The 17,726-nt window shown below is 51.1% G+C and carries 16 protein-coding genes; 11 read left to right on the top strand and 5 right to left on the bottom strand.

Annotated features, from left to right (window positions below; genetic code table 11):
• The first annotated feature begins 51 nt into the window (after positions 1-51).
• Entirely contained in the window at positions 52-1,158 is a 1,107-nt protein-coding gene (locus CIP100161_RS08240) for a branched-chain amino acid aminotransferase (RefSeq protein ID WP_166443194.1), read from the top strand.
• Positions 1,159-1,244: 86 nt separating this feature from the next.
• On the opposite strand, the gene CIP100161_RS08235 is transcribed toward CIP100161_RS08240, so the two are convergent.
• From CIP100161_RS08235 to CIP100161_RS08220, 4 genes are read right to left on the bottom strand one after another with little or no spacing between them, the layout of a single operon-like run.
• On the bottom strand, positions 1,245-2,069 hold the full coding sequence (locus CIP100161_RS08235; RefSeq protein WP_155873501.1) for an adenosylcobinamide-GDP ribazoletransferase: 825 nt from the start codon (positions 2,067-2,069) through the stop codon (positions 1,245-1,247).
• A gap of 7 nt (positions 2,070-2,076) precedes the next feature.
• Complete coding sequence (gene cobT, locus CIP100161_RS08230; RefSeq protein WP_155873499.1) at positions 2,077-3,147, bottom strand: nicotinate-nucleotide--dimethylbenzimidazole phosphoribosyltransferase; 1,071 nt, start codon at positions 3,145-3,147, stop codon at positions 2,077-2,079.
• A gap of 49 nt (positions 3,148-3,196) precedes the next feature.
• The gene (gene cobU / locus CIP100161_RS08225) at positions 3,197-3,745 is read right to left on the bottom strand and encodes a bifunctional adenosylcobinamide kinase/adenosylcobinamide-phosphate guanylyltransferase (RefSeq protein WP_155873497.1); all 549 of its coding nucleotides are present in this window, start codon (positions 3,743-3,745) and stop codon (positions 3,197-3,199) included.
• Positions 3,746-4,420 carry a DUF3043 domain-containing protein gene (locus CIP100161_RS08220; RefSeq protein WP_155873495.1) on the bottom strand — a complete coding sequence of 225 codons (675 nt, stop codon included), beginning with the start codon at positions 4,418-4,420 and terminating at the stop codon, positions 3,746-3,748.
• 217 nt (positions 4,421-4,637) lie between these two features.
• Between CIP100161_RS08220 and CIP100161_RS08215 the strand changes: the two genes are divergently transcribed.
• Entirely contained in the window at positions 4,638-4,982 is a 345-nt protein-coding gene (locus tag CIP100161_RS08215; RefSeq protein WP_155873493.1) for a HesB/IscA family protein, read from the top strand.
• 92 nt (positions 4,983-5,074) lie between these two features.
• Here CIP100161_RS08215 and asnB read toward each other — a convergent pair whose 3' ends face one another.
• Positions 5,075-6,997, bottom strand: a complete 1,923-nt coding sequence (gene asnB, locus CIP100161_RS08210; RefSeq protein ID WP_155873491.1) for an asparagine synthase (glutamine-hydrolyzing) — start codon at positions 6,995-6,997, stop codon at positions 5,075-5,077.
• Positions 6,998-7,423: 426 nt separating this feature from the next.
• Between asnB and ctaC the strand changes: the two genes are divergently transcribed.
• The 9 genes from ctaC (at position 7,424) to CIP100161_RS08165 (ending at position 17,676) form a co-directional block, all read left to right on the top strand.
• Complete coding sequence (gene ctaC / locus CIP100161_RS08205; RefSeq protein WP_155873490.1) at positions 7,424-8,512, top strand: aa3-type cytochrome oxidase subunit II; 1,089 nt, start codon at positions 7,424-7,426, stop codon at positions 8,510-8,512.
• Between the two features lie 23 nt (positions 8,513-8,535).
• Positions 8,536-8,967 (top strand): aa3-type cytochrome oxidase subunit IV, encoded by a 432-nt coding sequence (gene ctaF / locus CIP100161_RS08200; protein WP_003852216.1) that lies wholly within the window; start codon positions 8,536-8,538, stop codon positions 8,965-8,967.
• Positions 8,968-9,505: 538 nt separating this feature from the next.
• Positions 9,506-10,123: an aa3-type cytochrome oxidase subunit III gene (ctaE, locus tag CIP100161_RS08195; RefSeq protein WP_155873488.1), complete on the top strand. Its 618-nt coding sequence runs from the start codon at positions 9,506-9,508 to the stop codon at positions 10,121-10,123.
• Between the two features lie 82 nt (positions 10,124-10,205).
• Entirely contained in the window at positions 10,206-11,102 is an 897-nt protein-coding gene (gene qcrC / locus CIP100161_RS08190; RefSeq protein WP_174775776.1) for a cytochrome bc1 complex diheme cytochrome c subunit, read from the top strand.
• Positions 11,099-12,319, top strand: a complete 1,221-nt coding sequence (gene qcrA / locus CIP100161_RS08185; RefSeq protein ID WP_155873486.1) for a cytochrome bc1 complex Rieske iron-sulfur subunit — start codon at positions 11,099-11,101, stop codon at positions 12,317-12,319. Before qcrC ends, qcrA begins: the two co-directional genes overlap by 4 nt.
• Positions 12,316-13,938 (top strand): cytochrome bc1 complex cytochrome b subunit, encoded by a 1,623-nt coding sequence (qcrB, locus tag CIP100161_RS08180; protein ID WP_155873485.1) that lies wholly within the window; start codon positions 12,316-12,318, stop codon positions 13,936-13,938. The genes qcrA and qcrB overlap by 4 nt, the downstream gene beginning before the upstream one ends.
• Before the next feature lie 780 nt (positions 13,939-14,718).
• Positions 14,719-15,330 (top strand): C40 family peptidase, encoded by a 612-nt coding sequence (locus tag CIP100161_RS08175; protein ID WP_155873483.1) that lies wholly within the window; start codon positions 14,719-14,721, stop codon positions 15,328-15,330.
• A gap of 148 nt (positions 15,331-15,478) precedes the next feature.
• Positions 15,479-16,522: a C40 family peptidase gene (locus CIP100161_RS08170; RefSeq protein ID WP_155873481.1), complete on the top strand. Its 1,044-nt coding sequence runs from the start codon at positions 15,479-15,481 to the stop codon at positions 16,520-16,522.
• 20 nt (positions 16,523-16,542) lie between these two features.
• Positions 16,543-17,676: a glycosyltransferase family 4 protein gene (locus CIP100161_RS08165; protein WP_155873479.1), complete on the top strand. Its 1,134-nt coding sequence runs from the start codon at positions 16,543-16,545 to the stop codon at positions 17,674-17,676.
• Positions 17,677-17,726: the final 50 nt, after the last annotated feature.

Here is a 17,726-nt window from a genome sequence, read left to right as displayed (position 1 = left end):
TGTCCAGCTTAGCCAATGGCAGGCGAGGATGTCTGGTGTACGTTGAAGTCCATGAGCTCTGTTACGTTTAAGAAAATCGATCATCCGAACCCAACTCCAGCAGACAAAGTGCAAGAAATTGTGGCCAACCCAGGGTTTGGCAAGTATTTCACCGACCACATGGTCACTATCGACTGGAATGAATCTGAAGGCTGGCACAATGCACAGGTTCAGCCGTATGCACCAGTGTCTTTGGACCCTGCCGCCTCGGTGTTCCACTACGGACAAGCAATTTTTGAGGGCCTGAAAGCCTACCGCCATGCTGATGGCACCATTCGTACTTTCCGCCCAGAAGCAAATGCGGCGCGTTTCCAGCGTTCTGCTCAGCGTTTGGCTATGCCAGAGCTTCCTATCGAGGTCTTTATCGAGTCAATCCAGCAGCTTGTCTCAGTAGATCGCGACTGGGTTCCAGCCGCCGGTGGTGAGGAATCGCTCTATCTGCGCCCATTCATGATCGCTACCGAGACCACGTTGGGTGTTCATTCCTCGAAGTCTTACCGCTATTTTGTTATTGCGTCACCAGCCGGTGCCTATTTCTCTGGTGGCATCAAGCCAGTGTCGGTATGGCTGTCTGAAGACTACGTTCGTGCAGCTCCTGGTGGTACGGGTGCCGCGAAGTTCGCAGGAAACTATGCAGCATCGCTCATCGCACAAACCCAAGCAGCAGAAAAAGGCTGTGATCAGGTGGTATGGCTCGATGCTATCGAGCACAACTACATCGAGGAGATGGGCGGTATGAACCTCTTCTTCGTTATGGGTGAAGGGGATCAGGCTCACGTGGTTACCCCGAAGCTGTCCGGTTCGCTGCTTGCTGGTGTGACTCGTGATTCTTTGCTTCAGGTTGCTCGCGATCTTGGATACACCACCGAAGAACGATTGGTGTCTAAGGGTGAATGGGAAGAAACCGCTACGAGTGGAGCAATGAGCGAAGCATTTGCTTGCGGTACCGCAGCCGTGATTACCCCAGTTGGAGCTGTGAAGTCCACGCATGGTGAGTTCTTGGTGAACAACAACGAGGCAGGTTCGATCACCATGCAGCTACGTGAGGCACTTACCGGAATCCAACGTGGCAGCGTTGCAGACACTCACGGTTGGATGCACACACTCGTTGAGGTGTAAGTAATTTCTCTCCTATAACGAGAGTGAGCCGACTTCTGCTGAATACAATCCAGAGGGAGTCGGCTCTCGTTTTTTACTTGCTGTTTTTAAGCTACTATGCCTACGCCCACGGCAAAGACCAATGCACAAAGTGCAGTCGCAGAATGCATGATAAAGCCGGTGGTATCACCATTCATGCCTTCAAATCGGCGATGGATATGGCGAATTTCTACCAAAGTTAAAGTTACTGAGCACAGCAACCCTGTGATGGTAATGGTGATCAGCTCGCTACGATCCATGGTGAGCGGAACGCCGATGCATATAACGAGGAGCACGGATAACCACGCGATAATAGTGCGCGTTTTTACTGTGCCGATGAGCATTGCGCCAAAGCCAGTGGGGTTCATAGGGCTGAGACATGAATGAGCCCCGAAGATGGCACAAAACCGTCCGATCATCGGGGTAATCATCACCATCCACCAGAGGCGAGCATCGAGAAGCGCAGTGAAAGAACTGATATGGATCAGAATTGAGATAAGGCATGCGCCCATACCGATCAGTCCCGTTGCTGGGTCGGCAATAATTTCACGCGCACGCGCAGGTGGTGCATAGGAACCTAAAGCATCGGAGACGTCGGCAAGCCCATCGAGATGCATAAATCGTGTAAACAGTTCCCAAAAACACACGATGACCGTGGCAGCGACTATCGACGCCACCCCGAGCGACGTTGCAGTGAACGCGATAGCGCCGCCAACAATTCCCAGTACAATGCCAATAAAGGGCACAGATGCCATGACGCGTCCGCCTGTGACACGATCGAATGCCGTGGCACTAGGAACAGGCAAGATAGTCAACCAATTCAGCGCAGTCAGTGGGCCTTCGATAATCGCAGGCCCGTGCTCACCGTCGACAAAAGATGCTTTGCCAGACATATAGAAACTACTGTTTCATCGAGCGATTGGCAGGGACTGCACCTTTGCCAGAAACACCCGCAGCATCAAACGTTGCCATGTCCGTCATGATGTGCGCGGCAATCTGTACCAATGGGAAGGCTGCAGCAGCACCAGATCCTTCGCCCAAGCGAAGACCCAATGTGAGTAGGGGTTCTAGACCCAAGTAACTTAAAGCGAACTTATGTGCGGGTTCGGCTGATTGATGTCCTGCCTGCATCCACTTACGTGCACCAGGGGCTAAGTTCTCTGCCAAAATTGCTGATGCGGTAACAACAACACCATCCAAAATAACTGGGGTGCGGCGCACCGCAGCTTGAGCGATAAAAGCGCCCATAGCTACCAGCTCAGGGGAGGTTACCTTCTGCATAATTGCTAGCGGATCATCGCGATGTTTGCGCACACGGAACATCGCATCGCGAACGGCTGCGACTTTGCGCTTCCATCCCTCATCGTCTACTCCAGAACCGCGACCAGTAACCACAACAGGTTCTTGATTTGTGAAAAGTCCGATGATGACAGCTGAAGGGGTGGTGTTACCAATGCCCAAGTCTCCAGCCATAAGAAGATCGGCCCCAGCGTCGATTTCCTCGTCAGCGATACACTTACCGATTTCAATGGCACGCACCAATTGCTCTTCGGTCATCGCATCTTCATGATCGATAGAGCCGCACGACCGAGAGACGCGCTCTGGGCCATCCACATCGTGGTTCAGTGAAATATCGGCAACTCGCACGCCGATTCCGGAAGCATTCGAAATCGCGTTGATACCGGCCCCGCCATTGCGGATATTTTCGGCCATCTGCAGCGATACTTCAATGGGGTAGGGCGATACGCTATTTAATGCGATGCCATGGTCACCTGCAAAAATTACCATGCGAGGGCGGGAAATATGATGCGGTGGAACCTGACCTTGGCATGAAGACAACCACACACCAAGATCCTCAAGCCGCGATAATGACCCCGTAGGTTTCGTCAGATTAAGTTGCAGCTCGCGAGCCTGCTGAGCTAGGTCTTCATCTGGGTAGTCAATCTTTGGAAAAAAGTCCGAAGGCTGCATCAGATATCTCCTTGAAGCGTGGAGCAATAGATAATGAAAGTTGTTGGCACTAGTCGTCACTTACGGGTTTCAACTCTAGTGCCAATCCTGCAACGACGAGCACCACTCGGTCGCAGCAGGCTGCCACAGCAGCGTTCACTTTTCCGATAGAGTCGCGAAAGCGTCGACCAGCTGGGTGAGAAGGAATAATGCCCATTCCAACTTCTGGGCTCACCACTATGACGTCTCGGTTCTTGCCAGCAGCAGAAAGCACTGCAACGAGGTCGTCGCTCACAGCAGAAACTAACTGAGCTGGGTCGTCCCATGCTTGATGAGTGTCAAGAATGTGTGTGAGCCATGTGCCAAGATCGTCGACCAGTAGTGTGTCGTGATCTGGCTGCTCGTTTTTAAGGATCTCGATGAGATCGTGTTGGTCATCGGTGTCCCAATATTTAGGACGTCGCTCGACATGTGTGGCAATCCGAGAACGAAAGTCTGCGTCGAATTCTCCCTCGAAAGGACGCGCCGTGGCCACGTAGAGGCACGATCGTGTCCCCACGAGCTGTTCCGCGAACGCCGATTTTCCCGAGCGTGCTCCGCCCAACACCAGCGTGAGCATTTAGGAAACCTTATCTCCGATATTGACCTGTGGCTTTGGAGTGCGCCAGCGGCGTGGCTGTGTTGCGCGACCATAGGCATAGAATCCGAGAGAGAACGCAGATTCAGAGGTATGCGGGAATTTCTCACGAGCCATGCGTGCGGCCTTGCGACCAAGCAAAATACCTTCCAAAAGGAAAACCAAGATTACGACGAGAGCGCCGGTGGAAATCATTGCGGTGACGGCAGGAAACTTGTTGCCGAAAAGCATAACGACGAGCAAGGCTAGGGCGAGAGGCATCATAAGGTTATTGATGTATCGCTTGGAATCCACGAGGTTGCGGATATAACGTCGTTCTTCACCACGATCACGAGGCAACAGATAGCGCTCATCGCCACTATCCATAGCCCTTTGGGCTTCGCGACGCCTCTGCTTGGAAGCATCAGCCTGCTTTTTCTTGTAAGCCTTCCACTCTTCTTTGGTCATAGAAGCTTTGAGCTCTTTACGCTTTTTGCGATCCTCATTCCACGTTTCGTTGGGGGAATAACGAGAACGGAAGGATCCAGCGTGAATCTCTGCTTCTTTACGCGTCGGAGTAGGGCGTCCCTTCTTTGGGGTATATGCCTTAGAATCGTGCAATACAGAAGCGCTTTGAGCTTCAGGTGATTCAGGGGAATTGTCACTTGGGGTTTTCACGGGTTCTAGGCTACAAGCAATCAGCCGAAAAGTGGAACAGACCAGCCAGATATGGGAGCAGAGAATCAGTGCGGAATAAACATTGGGGGTACGCCGTTGGTACCAGCATCGGTAACTGCATTGTGCGATCATGCACCAAGGTGCGATACCCTAGGTTCTACCCACGGTGTTGCAAAATATTTTTCAACACCGGAGCTATAAAAATTGAAGGAGAAACATGACTGCACCTGCTTCCAATACAGGCGTTATTTTGAGCGATGCTGCTGCTGCAAAAGCTAAAGCTTTGCTGGAGCAGGAGGGTCGTACCGACCTTTCGCTGCGCATCGCGGTTCAGCCAGGTGGCTGCGCTGGTTTGCGTTACCAGCTTTATTTTGATGATCGTGACCTCGACGGAGATAAGTTTGATGAGGTCGGCGGCGTTCGCCTAGTCGTTGACAAGATGTCGGTGCCTTATCTTGCTGGTGCGACGATCGACTTTGCTGACACGATTGAATCCCAAGGCTTTACCATTGATAATCCGAACGCTACAGGCTCTTGCGCTTGTGGTGATTCGTTTAACTAAACGTAAATAAAAAGATCCCGCTAGTTCTCCGTTACTTTTTCTAGGAGACTAGCGGGATCTTTTTATATGGGGGTTGCTTAGCAAGCTATCGCTTATAGATACACAGGATAATCGCGTTTCTCGATGCCTGGATCAATGCGGTGCTCGACGAAAATACCGTGCCAAATCATAAAGGCAAGGACTGTCCATAGCCTGCGGGAATGATCAGATACACCATTCTTGTGCTCATTGAGCATGGCTAAGACTGCTGCCTTGTCAAAGTATTGGTCGGTCATCGACTCATTGATGGTGTCTTGAGCCCAACCGAACAGCTCATCGCCGGCTAGCCAGTGGCGCATAGGGACTGGGAATCCGAGCTTCTTGCGGTGCAGCACGTGCGGCGGAACGATTTGTTCCATGGCCTTACGCAACGCATATTTGGTCGTTCCGTTAGCAATCTTGAGGTCATAAGGGATGGTTTCAGCAACCGCAAATACCTCTTTGTCTAAGAATGGGACGCGAAGCTCCAAAGAGTGAGCCATGTTGATCTTGTCAGCCTTGACGAGAATATCGCCGCGCATCCACGTGAAAAGATCCAAATGCTGCATTCGTGCAACTGGATCCATGTGCTCGGACTGTGCATAGATCGGTGCGGTGACTTCGCGGTGATCCCATTCTTTCTTAGCCCATGGGATAACGCGCTTCATTTGATCAAAATTGAAGGAACGAGCGTTTCCGTAATAACGCTCTTCCATCGTCATCGAACCTCGTTGGAGCAAGGATTTACCACGCATGCCCTCAGGGAAAACTTCGGCGACTTTGCCAAGACCTCGGCGTAGTGGGGAAGGAATCTTTTCAAATGGAGCAAGTGATAGGGGCTCTTTGTAAATGGTATACCCACCAAACAATTCGTCTGCTCCTTCGCCTGACAGCACAACTTTGACGTGCTTACGGGCTTCTTGGGCAACGAAGAATAGTGGGACTAGGGAAGGATCGGCTACTGGATCATCCAAATACCACATGATTTGAGGAATGGCATTGGCATATTCCTCGGGGGAGACAATCTTAACGATATGTTCGACGCCAATGGCGGCAGCTGATTCTGCGGCGACATCAACTTCTGAGTAACCCTCACGCTCGAATCCAGTGGTGAATGTCAAGAGGTTGGGATTGTGGCGTTTTGCCAAAGTTGCGATCGCAGTGGAGTCGATGCCCCCAGAAAGGAAGGATCCGACAGTGACGTCGGCACGCATGTGCTTTTCGACGCTATCTTCTAGGGCCTTGGCAATTCGATCGAAGAGGTCTTGTTCCTTGTCCTTTGGAAACTCTTGTGCCGGGAACTGGGGACGGAAGTAACGAGTCTGTTCGACACGTCCTCCAAGAGAAACGAAAGCAAAGCAACCAGACTCCAAGCGTCGAATGTGCTGATGAAGACTCTCAGGCTCTGGAACGTATTGGAGATCGATATAGTGCTCGATGGCTCGTTGGTCAAGCCCCAGATCTAGATCAATGGCATCTGCCATGTCCAAGATGCACTTTTTCTCCGAGGCGAAAACGGTGCCAGCTTCGGTGGTGGCAAAGTACAACGGCTTGATGCCAAATTGATCGCGGGCCAAGAACAGGCGTTGCTCTTTGGTGTCCCAAATTGCAATACCAAACATTCCGCGCAAGTGGAGAACTACATCTGCTCCCCAGTGGTGGAAACCGACAGCAATAGTTTCGCCGTCGCCTGAAGTGTTAAAGGTGTAGCCGAGGTCTTGAAGTTCTTTTCGTAGCTCTACGTAGTTGTAGATCTCGCCATTAAAAGTCATGGCATAACGGTCGGGCTCGCCTTCAGGCCCCCATCGTAAGGGCTGGTGAGAATGCTCGAGATCAATGATCGACAGGCGATTAAAGCCAAAAACTGCATGGTCGTCATGCCAAGTACCTGCTTCGTCAGGGCCTCGGTGGTGCATGCACGGCAAAGCACTTTCTATAGCAGCTACATACTTACTGGCCTGTCCTGTGCTGGAGAGCATGCCTAGAAGTCCACACATGTGAGCAGATCCTCCTCGTCTATTGGTAACTTCCGGATTGTCTTACGTTACCCCGAAACTGCGATGGGGGATTGAATCGCTACCGCGTAATGAGGGAACAATGGGTGAATAATTCAACCAAGTGGGTGATCCCGCGGGGGTGGTTATACGTTTGGATGATATCGCCGAAAATCAATGTGACATCTATCACGTAAAAAGCAGGTGAAACTTCGTTGCGTTAGGGCAAAGAGGTAAAAACCGCCGATTTCCGGCAAAATCCCATGAAAATGGCGGGGGAAGCCGTTGTTATTTATTAAGGAAAAGAAGTGAGTATCGACTATCCTCGCTATATATAGATAGACCTCTGTGTGATCTTCTGCGCATTTACTGTGTGGGGGAGAGTAGCGGGGTGTCTCAAGAACTAGTGCGACAGGAAGGCAAACGCGCGTGGAACAGCAGGAAAAGCGTGGCACAGTCCGTAAGGCTCTGCTTGGCAGCGTCATCGGTTTTGGTGGCCTAGCTCTTGCGGGTTGTGACGTTGAGGCTCCAGGCGGCCCATTGGGTACCGCTTTGGGATTCGGGTGGCCAAAGGGCATTACCCCAGAAGCTACCTCGATGTACAACTTTTGGGTTTGGGTTTGGGTAACGGCATGGATTATCGGCTTTATCATGTGGGGCCTGTTTATCTATGGCATGTTCTCATGGAGCGCAAAGCGCGCAAAGAAGGCTGGTAAGGATGAATTCCCACGCCAGACTCAGTACAACATCCCATTGGAGCTTGTGCTTACCATCGTCCCAATCATCATTGTTATGGCATTGTTCTTCTTCACGGTGCAAACCCAGGACAAGGTCACGGCGATGGACAAGGATCCAAAGGTTACTGTTGACGTCACCGGATACCAGTGGAACTGGAAGTTCGGATACGCCAAGGTTGCCGGTGAGCTTTCCCCAACCGGTTCCGATTATGTTGGTACCGACGAGAAGCGTCAGGAAGCAGCTGAGAAGACTAAAGTCGATCAGGGCGGCGACAACCCGAACCCAATCAACGGACGTTCCAAGACGGATACCTCCTACCTTCACTTCAATAAGATCGAAACCTTGGGTACCTCTGAAGAAATTCCAGTTTTGGTTCTTCCTTCCAATACTCCGGTTGAATTCGATCTAGCTTCTGCAGACGTATCCCACGCTTTCTGGGTTCCTGAGTTCCTTTTCAAGCGTGACGCCTACAACCACCCAGAGCAGAACAAGCAGCAGCGTAGGTTCCAGATCGAGAAGATTGAAAAGGAAGGCGCATTCGTGGGTCGTTGTGCAGAAATGTGCGGTACCTACCACGCAATGATGAACTTCGAAATCCGCGTTGTATCTCCTGAGAAATTTGCTCAGTACCTCAAGTTCCGTAACGACAACCCACAGGCAACCAACTCGGAGGCTTTGAAGTCGATCGGTGAGGCTCCATACGCAACCAGCACCCACCCATTCAACTCGGAGCGCGCTACGCGTGATGGCGAGAACTTCGACGATACCGCTGCGGCGTAATTAATAAGGAGAAGTAAGAGAACATGAAGGCTACATCAAAGATCATGTACTCGATGGCAACCTTCCTTGCCATCATGGCGATCATTTACCTCTTCGCCACCATGCACGTTGAAGATTCTGGCTACATGGTTGGCTACGAGTGGGCAGGCGGAGTCTGCATGATCTTGGGTACTTTGCTCACGGTCATGCTGGGCGGCTACCTTCACTTCACTGAGAATCGAATTGACGTTCTTCCTGAGGACTGGGAAGAAGCTGAAGTCGCTGATGCGGCAGGCACCTTGGGATTCTTCAGCCCAAGTTCTATCTGGCCATTGGCTATGAGTGGAGCTATTGCGGTGCTTGGTTTCGGTATCGTTTACATGCACTACTGGTTGATTGCGATCGGTGCTGTTTTGTTGATCTACACGACCACCATGCTGAATCTGCAGTACGGAATTCCTAAGGAAAAGCACTAAGAGCTTTTCTTAACGCTAGTTCTGGCTAGTGCTATCCCTGCTAGAGGGTGGCACTAGCCTTTTCTATTTTCGTATAGTGACGAAATAGGGTTAAGAAGTTGCTGTCGGCGGGGTGGTGTAAAAAGTTCCCGGAAACCGGAGAAATATTTCCCACAGTATTTGAATTAGGTATTTACCGGCTATTGGCGATGAGATTTGTGCAGGTGGTGGGGGTTCGATCAAAAGTTGTAGCCGGCCGATAATCCACCCTTCTCGATGTGAGATAACCCACATATGAACTCGTAGATTTTTGCAAAATAATCACACTCAGTTGCATCGGCGGAAGATAGGGGGAACGTTTGTAAAATGTGGACCATAATTCAACCCCTGTGACCTGCGAAAATAGCGCGTCGGATGTTGATGGTAAAAAGTTCCCGGAAATTTCTAAAAAATTTTGAAATCAAGTTTGCATCACTAACAAAATATTGCGCCTACCAGCAAACTAAAGTTGCGGGGGCAAAAAGTGACTTAGGCCAATCAAAAGACCATACTTATTAGCGTGACGAGCGCAATTGGAAATAAAGATATGGCAGCACCACAACGTGTTGCGGCACTTAACCGACCCAATATGGTTAGTGTCGGCACGATTGTGTTCCTGTCTCAGGAATTGATGTTCTTTGCCGGCTTGTTCGCGATGTACTTCACCTCGCGTGCAAACGGTATCGGTAATGGTTCGTGGAAGGAGGGTGCACACCACCTCAACGTTCCTTATGCTTTGGTGATTACAATCATCCTGGTTTCGTCGTCTGTGACGGCTCAGTTTGGTGTGTTCGCAGCAGAGCGTGGTGACGTATTCGGTGTCCGCCGCTGGTTCTCCTTGACCATCCTGTTGGGTGCGATCTTCTTGGTCGGTCAGGCCTATGAGTACTTCCACTTGGTAGAGCACGGTATGACCATCCAGAGTAGTGTCTATGGATCGTCGTTCTTTATCACGACTGGCTTCCACGCGGCACATGTTCTTGCCGGTGCGTTGGCCTTCGTCGTGGTTTTGCTCCGACTGTCTAAGTCAAAGTTTACGCCAGCGCAGGCAACCGCAGCCATGGTTGTCTCTTACTACTGGCATTTCGTTGACGTCGTGTGGATTGGTCTGTTCATCACGATTTACTTCATTCAGTAACTCACCGTTGTTGCAACATCACCTTGCATAACCGCAAGAAAAACTAAGACCCTCAATTTCCGTATTCGAGACTCTAAGGGAAATGATGGAAACCACCCCTAACCCAATCGACTCAGGCGCTGCCGAGAAGTCGATGACCAACGCCAAGAAAGTCAGGGCACGCCGTAAATTCCGTCGTACGGCTGCTGGCGCTATGGCTCTTGCAATCGGTTTGACCGGTGCAGGCATTTTGGTCAACGCAGTAACTCCAGATGCACAGGTTGCCACCGCGCAGCAAGACGAGCAGGCCCTTATCCAAGAAGGTAAGGATCTCTACGACGTTGCGTGTATCACCTGTCACGGTGCAAACCTTCAAGGTGTGAAGGACCGCGGCCCTTCACTCATTGGTGTTGGCTCCGGTGCAACCTATTTCCAGGTTCACTCTGGCCGTATGCCAATGCTCCGTAATGAGGCACAAGCAAAGCGAAAGACTCCTCGATACTCCGAGGCTCAGACTCTAGCGATTGCTGCTTACGTCGAAGCTAATGGTGGCGGCCCATCTATCGTTTACAACAAAGACGGTTCGGTAGCCATGGAGTCACTACGTGGTGCCAACTACAAAGATGGAATCGATCCAGCCGATGTCGCTCGCGGCTCCGATCTCTTCCGTTTGAACTGTGCATCGTGCCACAACTTCACCGGTCGTGGTGGTGCTCTTTCCAGTGGTAAGTACGCCCCGGTTCTAGATCCAGCTAATGAGCAGGAAATCTACCAGGCAATGCTTACCGGTCCGCAAAACATGCCGAAGTTCTCGGATCGCCAGCTTTCTGCAGACGAGAAGAAAGACATCATCGCCTACATCAAGTCGGCAAAAGAAACCCCTAGCCAAGGTGGTTGGAACCTCGGTGGTCTTGGTCCTGTGACCGAGGGCATGATGATGTGGCTTGTTGGAATCGTGGTCTTGGTGGCCGCTGCCATGTGGATTGGATCGCGCTCATGAGCAATAAACCTGAAATGAATTACACCTCCAAAGAATTGGACGCAATGTCGAACGAGGAACTCGCTCGTCTCGGCACTGAACTTGATGGCGTTACCGTTGCTTACCGCAAGGAGCGCTTCCCAGTCGAAGGCGACCCTGCATCTAAGCGTGCCTCTCGCACCGTTGGAATCTGGTTCGGTATTGGCATCGTTTCCGCCCTTGCTTTCCTTGCTGTTTATCTCTTCATGCCATGGGAGTACAAGGGGCTAGGTGAAGATGGCCTGTGGATTTACACCTTCTACACTCCATTGCTTGGTCTTACCTCGGGTCTTGCGATTCTATCGCTAGGCATCGGCGTGATCTTCTACATCAAGAAGATCATTCCTTCTGAGATTTCTGTTCAGCGCCGTCACGATGGTCCATCTGAGGAGATCGACCGCCGCACGATCACGGCTCTGCTGAATGACTCTTGGGAAACCTCCACCTTGGGTCGTCGCAAGGTATTGAAGTCCATGCTCGGCATCGGTGGTGTTCTCGCAGGTCTTACCATTATTGCTCCGCTTGGTGGCATGGTGAAGAACCCTTGGAAGAAGGGTGAGCTCGGTATTCAAGGTGACGGCACCTTGTGGACTTCCGGCTGGACCTTGCATGAAAAAGGCGTCAAGCTTTACCTAGGTCGTGACACCGGCGTTACAGCTGAGAAGCACGAAACGTCTGTTGGTACTCACTACAGCACCCAAGGCGTGTCCCGCTTGGTTCGTATGCGTCCTGAAGATTTGGCTGCAGCGGCTATGGAGACCGTGTTCCCATTGCCAGAAGAATTCGTCAACGATGGTGATAAGTATGATGCCAGCGCTGATGTTTATGAAGAGCAGATGCACTCTATCCACGGCCCACGTAACGCTGTTATGTTGATCCGTTTGCGTAACAGTGACGCAAATAAGGTAATCGAACGTGAGGGACAGGAAGACTTCCACTACGGCGATTACTACGCATACTCAAAGATCTGCACGCACATTGGTTGCCCAACTTCTTTGTACGAAGCTCAAACCAACCGAATTTTGTGCCCGTGCCACCAGTCGCAGTTTGATGCATTGCACTACGGCAAGCCAGTATTCGGCCCAGCCGCACGTGCGTTGCCACAGCTGCCGATTACCGTTGACGAAGAGGGTTACCTCGTCGCCGCAGGCAACTTCATTGAGCCTGTCGGCCCAGCATTCTGGGAGCGTCGTTCATGAGCAACAAACTAGCCGAAATCGGCAACAACATTGATTCGCGTTACACCGCGGCTTCGGGTATCCGTCGACAGATCAACAAGGTTTTCCCAACGCACTGGTCATTCATGCTTGGTGAAATCGCACTGTACAGCTTCATTATTTTGCTGCTGACCGGTGTTTATCTGACCTTGTTCTTCGATCCATCAATCACCAAGGTGATTTACGATGGTGCATACTTGCCACTTAACGGTGTCGAAATGTCTCGTGCCTACGAGACCGCACTGAACCTCTCCTTCGAAGTTCGCGGCGGATTGTTCATCCGTCAGATGCACCACTGGGCAGCGTTGACCTTCATGGTCTCCATGACGGTCCACATGCTTCGCATCTTCTTTACCGGCGCTTTCCGTCGTCCTCGTGAAGCTAACTGGATCATCGGCTGTGTGCTGTTGTTCCTTGGTATGGCTGAGGGTTTCATGGGCTACTCGCTACCAGACGACCTCCTTTCCGGCGTTGGTTTGCGTATTATGTCTGCGATCATTTTGGCTCTGCCAATCATTGGTACGTGGCTCCACTGGCTCATCTTCGGTGGTGACTTCCCATCTGATTTGATGCTGGATCGCTTCTACATCGCCCACGTTCTCATCATTCCAGGCATTATCCTCGGTTTGATCGCAGCTCACTTGGCTCTTGTTTGGTACCAGAAGCACACCCAATTCCCAGGTGCAGGTCGCACTGAGAACAACGTCGTAGGTGTTCGAATTCTCCCAGTCTTCATCCTGGAAACCTCTTCATTCGGATTGGTTACCTTGGGCGTGCTGGCACTGTTGGCTGGTCTTACCTCCATCAACGCTATTTGGAACCTTGGTCCATACAACCCATCCCAGGTTTCTGCTGGTTCCCAGCCAGATATTTACATGCTGTGGACTGACGGCGCTGCTCGTGTCATGCCTGCATGGGAGCTTTACATCGGCCACTACACAATTCCTGGCGCTTTCTGGGTTGCACTTCTCTGTGGTGTTCTGGTTGGTCTGCTGGTCGGATACCCATTCATCGAGAAGAAGATTACTGGCGACGACGCTCACCACAATTTGCTGCAGCGTCCACGTGACGTTCCAGTACGTACTTCGCTCGGTGTGATGGCTATTGTCTTCTACTTCCTGCTCACGCTGTCTGGCGGTAACGACTTGTTCGCTTACCACTTCGAAGTCTCACTGAACGCAATGACCTGGGTCGGCCGTATCGGCTTGATTGTACTGCCTCCATTGGCATACTTCATTACCTACCGTATTTGTCTTGGCTTGCAGCGTTCTGATCGTGAAGTTCTTGAGCACGGTATTGAGACTGGTGTTATCAAGATCATGCCAAACGGTGCATTCGTTGAGGTACACCAGCCACTTGGCCCAGTCGACGAGCACGGTCACCCAGTGCCACTGCCATACGCTGGCGCTCCAGTGCCGAAGCAGCTTAACGACCTCGGCTTTGGTGGCGAACCAGGCCGTGGTGGTTACTTCACCCCAGACAATGACAGCCTCGCCGCTAAGTATGCAGAGATCGAGCACGAAAACCATCTTGAAGAAATGGCAATGTACAAGAATCTGCAGAAGAACAACCGTGCACAAGATGGAGTCGAAGAAGACTAATTCTGTATAGATTGTTTCGCTAGAGTCTCGAAAAAGGGGCGTTGGTGCAAGATTTCACGCAAGTGGAATCCATCAACGCCCCTTCTTTGTATTTTCCTCCTATATATAGGCATGTAGCGTCGTTCTTAGCCGTAGACAGCGCTTCACAAGTGTTCGATCTACTGGCTAGAAATATGTGGCTTCCTTATATATAGGAGACAGTCTCGTCGTGTAAATGAGGAGAATCTCATAGCTGATGAAAACATCAAGTGTTTCTGATGGTAAAAGTGATTCCAATGATGCATCGGAAAGGGAGTCGGTGATGCGTCAAAATCCATCGGAGACCGCGTTGCTATGGGAATGTAATCGTGCGTTATGGCACTGAATTCGAGTAACATTACAAAAATGTGACAGAACGCACATTAACTTATTTTTAGATTGGCGGTAGTGCTGATGGTGGGGACTTTGACGATGGTAGTGTTTGTGTCTCAGTTTTCTGTTTGTGCAGGTCAGTTGGTTAAAAAGGGGGCGGTTTTATAACAAATCGTTACAAAGGGCGAACCACTTATAAAACATTAAGGAAAGTCTCTATTTCTTTAAATTACGGTTTGATAACAGCTCGTTGCGTATTTTTGCTAGACAAGCCCGTTGTACTTTCGTAACCTAATCGAGACATTGAAATTGAGCCCGAACGATGGGCCGCACGACTTAGATAACTTGAAAAGGTCAATACCTCTGATGATTTTAGGATCGTTGGAGGGTCCGCTAAAAAGGACGACCTCGAAGATTGGGAGAATCTCCGTGGCTAAGCATCGCCGTAACGATAACTCAACCGCACGCAAGGCAGTGGCTACTTCCGCTGCAGTTGTAGGTGCCGCAGCTACGCTTTCAATGCCGGCTCAGGCAGCTGAAGTTGTTGTTCCAAACACCGGTATCCGTTTCGAGGTTCCTGGTATTGAAAACGTTCCTGGAATTGCAAACGTTCCTGGTTCTGATCAGTGGATCCCATCCTTGGCAGGCCAGGGTGCGCCTGCTAACTACTCGGCGCTTGTCGGAGCTCCAATAGCGAGCAACGGTCAGGCAGTTGTGGATGCCGCTCGCTCTCGTATCGGCAGCCCTTACGTTTGGGGTGCGGCTGGACCGAACGCTTTCGACTGCTCAGGCTTGACCTCATGGGCTTATGCGCAGGTTGGCAAGAGTATTCCTCGTACCTCCTACGCTCAGGCAGCCGGCGGTATGCAGGTTTCTCGTGAAAATCTTCAGCCAGGCGACATTATCGCTTTCTACTCTGGTGCATCCCATGTGGGTATTTACACTGGCAATGGAACGGTTATCCATGCGTTGACGGAAGGTACCCCTTTGTCGGAAACCCCTATCGATTACATGCCTTTCTATAGCGCAGTGCGTTACTAAAGAAGCAGTTGGATCAAAGGTCTCAGCATATGCTGGGACCTTTATCTTTTATGTAGAACTCTTGGGACTAGCCACAATGATGATGGCATGTCTATAGTGAGAGAATCGCTTAAGATACTTAAGACTGTGTAGATATCGGGGACCGTTCGTGGCTTTTTCAAAAATGACTCATAGGGTCATGCTTTCAACTTTTATGTCGGCTTCGCTGTTATTAGGAGGCACAGCTGAGGTCGTTGCACCACAAGGGATTGCTCAAGCGGATCCCGTGGATGATCTCATCGCATCGATGGGTGACACTTCCCGCCGCGCTAATGAGAAGAACGAAGAAGTTAAGCAGTTAGAGGTAGGGCTGGAAGAAGGACAGGCCAAGCTAGGGGAACTCAATCAGTGGGCGGCTGACCTGACTGCTCAGGCTGAGCAAGCGGCTGCGACCGAACGTGAATCGCGACAGGTAGTTAATCGTTTGGCTCTATCACGTTATCGGGGCGCGCTCACGGATCCGCTTACGAGTGCATTTGCTGCGCGAAATCCCCAGAACGCGATTGATCGCACGGCGTATTTGGCAACGTTGTCTCAGAAGGCAAATGATACGGTGGCTCGCTTGGGTGCAGTCACTAAGGATGCTGCTGATCGTCGTAATGAGGCCACGATGGCGATTGCGGAGTCTAAGTTCAAGCAATCTGAGTTAGAAAAGAAACATCGTCAGTTGGTGCAAGAACAAGAGGAGCTCAAGCGAATCTCTGAGGATCTTCGTCGCCGCGTGGAATCGTTGAACGCCGCGGATCGTCAGCGTTGGATTGATAAGAATGGTCCAGTTGCTTACAACTTGGATGGTGTGGCGGGCTCGCCTTCGGGTATGAGTGCGCTTGAATCGGCTATGTCGAAGCTGGGTTCGCCCTACGGCTGGGGTTCTGCTGGGCCGTCGCAGTTTGATTGCTCTGGGCTAGTGTATTGGTCTTATCAGCAGCAGGGGAAGACACTTCCTCGAACTTCGCAGGCTCAGATGGCTGGTGGCACGCCAGTGTCGATTAATGATCTTCAACCTGGGGACGTTGTTGGTTATTTCCCTGGAGCTACGCACGTGGGTATCTATGCCGGTAATGGCATGTTGGTTCATGCTTCGGATTATGGCATTCCGGTGCAAGTTGTTCCGGTTAATTCTATGCCGATTTATGGGGCGCGTCGTTACTAGCAGTTTGCTACAGTGTTGGCGTGCCAAGGCTGATATTAGTTACCAACGATTTTCCTCCTACTGTGGGAGGTATTCAGTCCTATCTGCGGGATTTTGTGGCTCTTTTGCCGCCTGAAGATGTTGTGGTTTTTGCGTCCACACAAGATCCGGTGGCAGCGCGGGAATTTGATAAGAGCGTTCCTTATAAGGTAGTTCGATACCCGAATAAACTGATGCTGCCGACACCTCAGGTGAAAAAGCTGATGGTCGATCTGATTAAAAGTGAAGGCGTATCGACGGTTTGGTTTGGGGCTGCGGCACCGCTAGCTGTGTTGGCTCCTGCTGCTAGGGCTGCGGGGGCAATTCAAATCATCTCTACTACTCATGGTCATGAGGTTGGGTGGTCGATGGTTCCAGGTGCGCGTAGTGTGTTGCGTTTTATTGGTAAGCATTCCGATGTGGTGACCTATATTTCGGACTACACATTGCGAAGGTTCCGGAGTGCTTTTGGTCAGCATCCGAGATTTGTTCATTTGCCCTCGGGGGTTGATATCGAACGCTTTTATCCTGTGGATGAAAAACTAAAGTTCGGGCTACGTGATCAATTGGGCTGGGCGGAAGAAGACAAGGTGATTGTGTGCACTTCTCGATTGGTGCCGCGTAAAGGCCAAGATACGCTTATCAAGGCGTTCCCAGAGATAGTTCAGCATTGTCCTGATGCGCGACTGGTGATTGTGGGGGAGGGGCGCATGGAAGGGAAACTACGTCGATTAGCGGGGCGTGATCAAAAGGCGGGCTCGCGTATCTCTTTTGAGGGGCGGGTATCTGAGCAAAAAATGGGTATGATCCTGCGTGGTGCTGATGTGTTTGCTATGCCGTGTCGCACTCGCGGAGGTGGGCTTGACGTTGAGGGGCTGGGAATTGTCTTTTTGGAGGCTCAAGCATGTGGGATTCCGGTGATCGCAGGTGATTCTGGGGGAGCACCAGAAACTGTGACGTCTGCATCCGGTGTTGTGGTTAATGGTCGAGATCCGGTCGGGGTAGCTAACTCCATCGTCGACCTTTTGAAGCAGCCAGCTGCGCTTGTGTCGATGGGATGCGCCGGCCGTCAGCATGTAGTTGACCATTGGACTTGGGAGATTATGGGTGCTCGGTTGAAGTCTTTAGTTCTCTAATTGTGATGAATTAGTGCGGCCTCGTGGCTGCTGCGTTGTGAAGTTCTGCC

Origin of the sequence: Corynebacterium rouxii (genome assembly GCF_902702935.1) — a bacterium.
GTDB classification, from domain to species: domain Bacteria; phylum Actinomycetota; class Actinomycetes; order Mycobacteriales; family Mycobacteriaceae; genus Corynebacterium; species Corynebacterium rouxii.
This window is presented reverse-complemented; position numbering and strand designations above follow the sequence as displayed.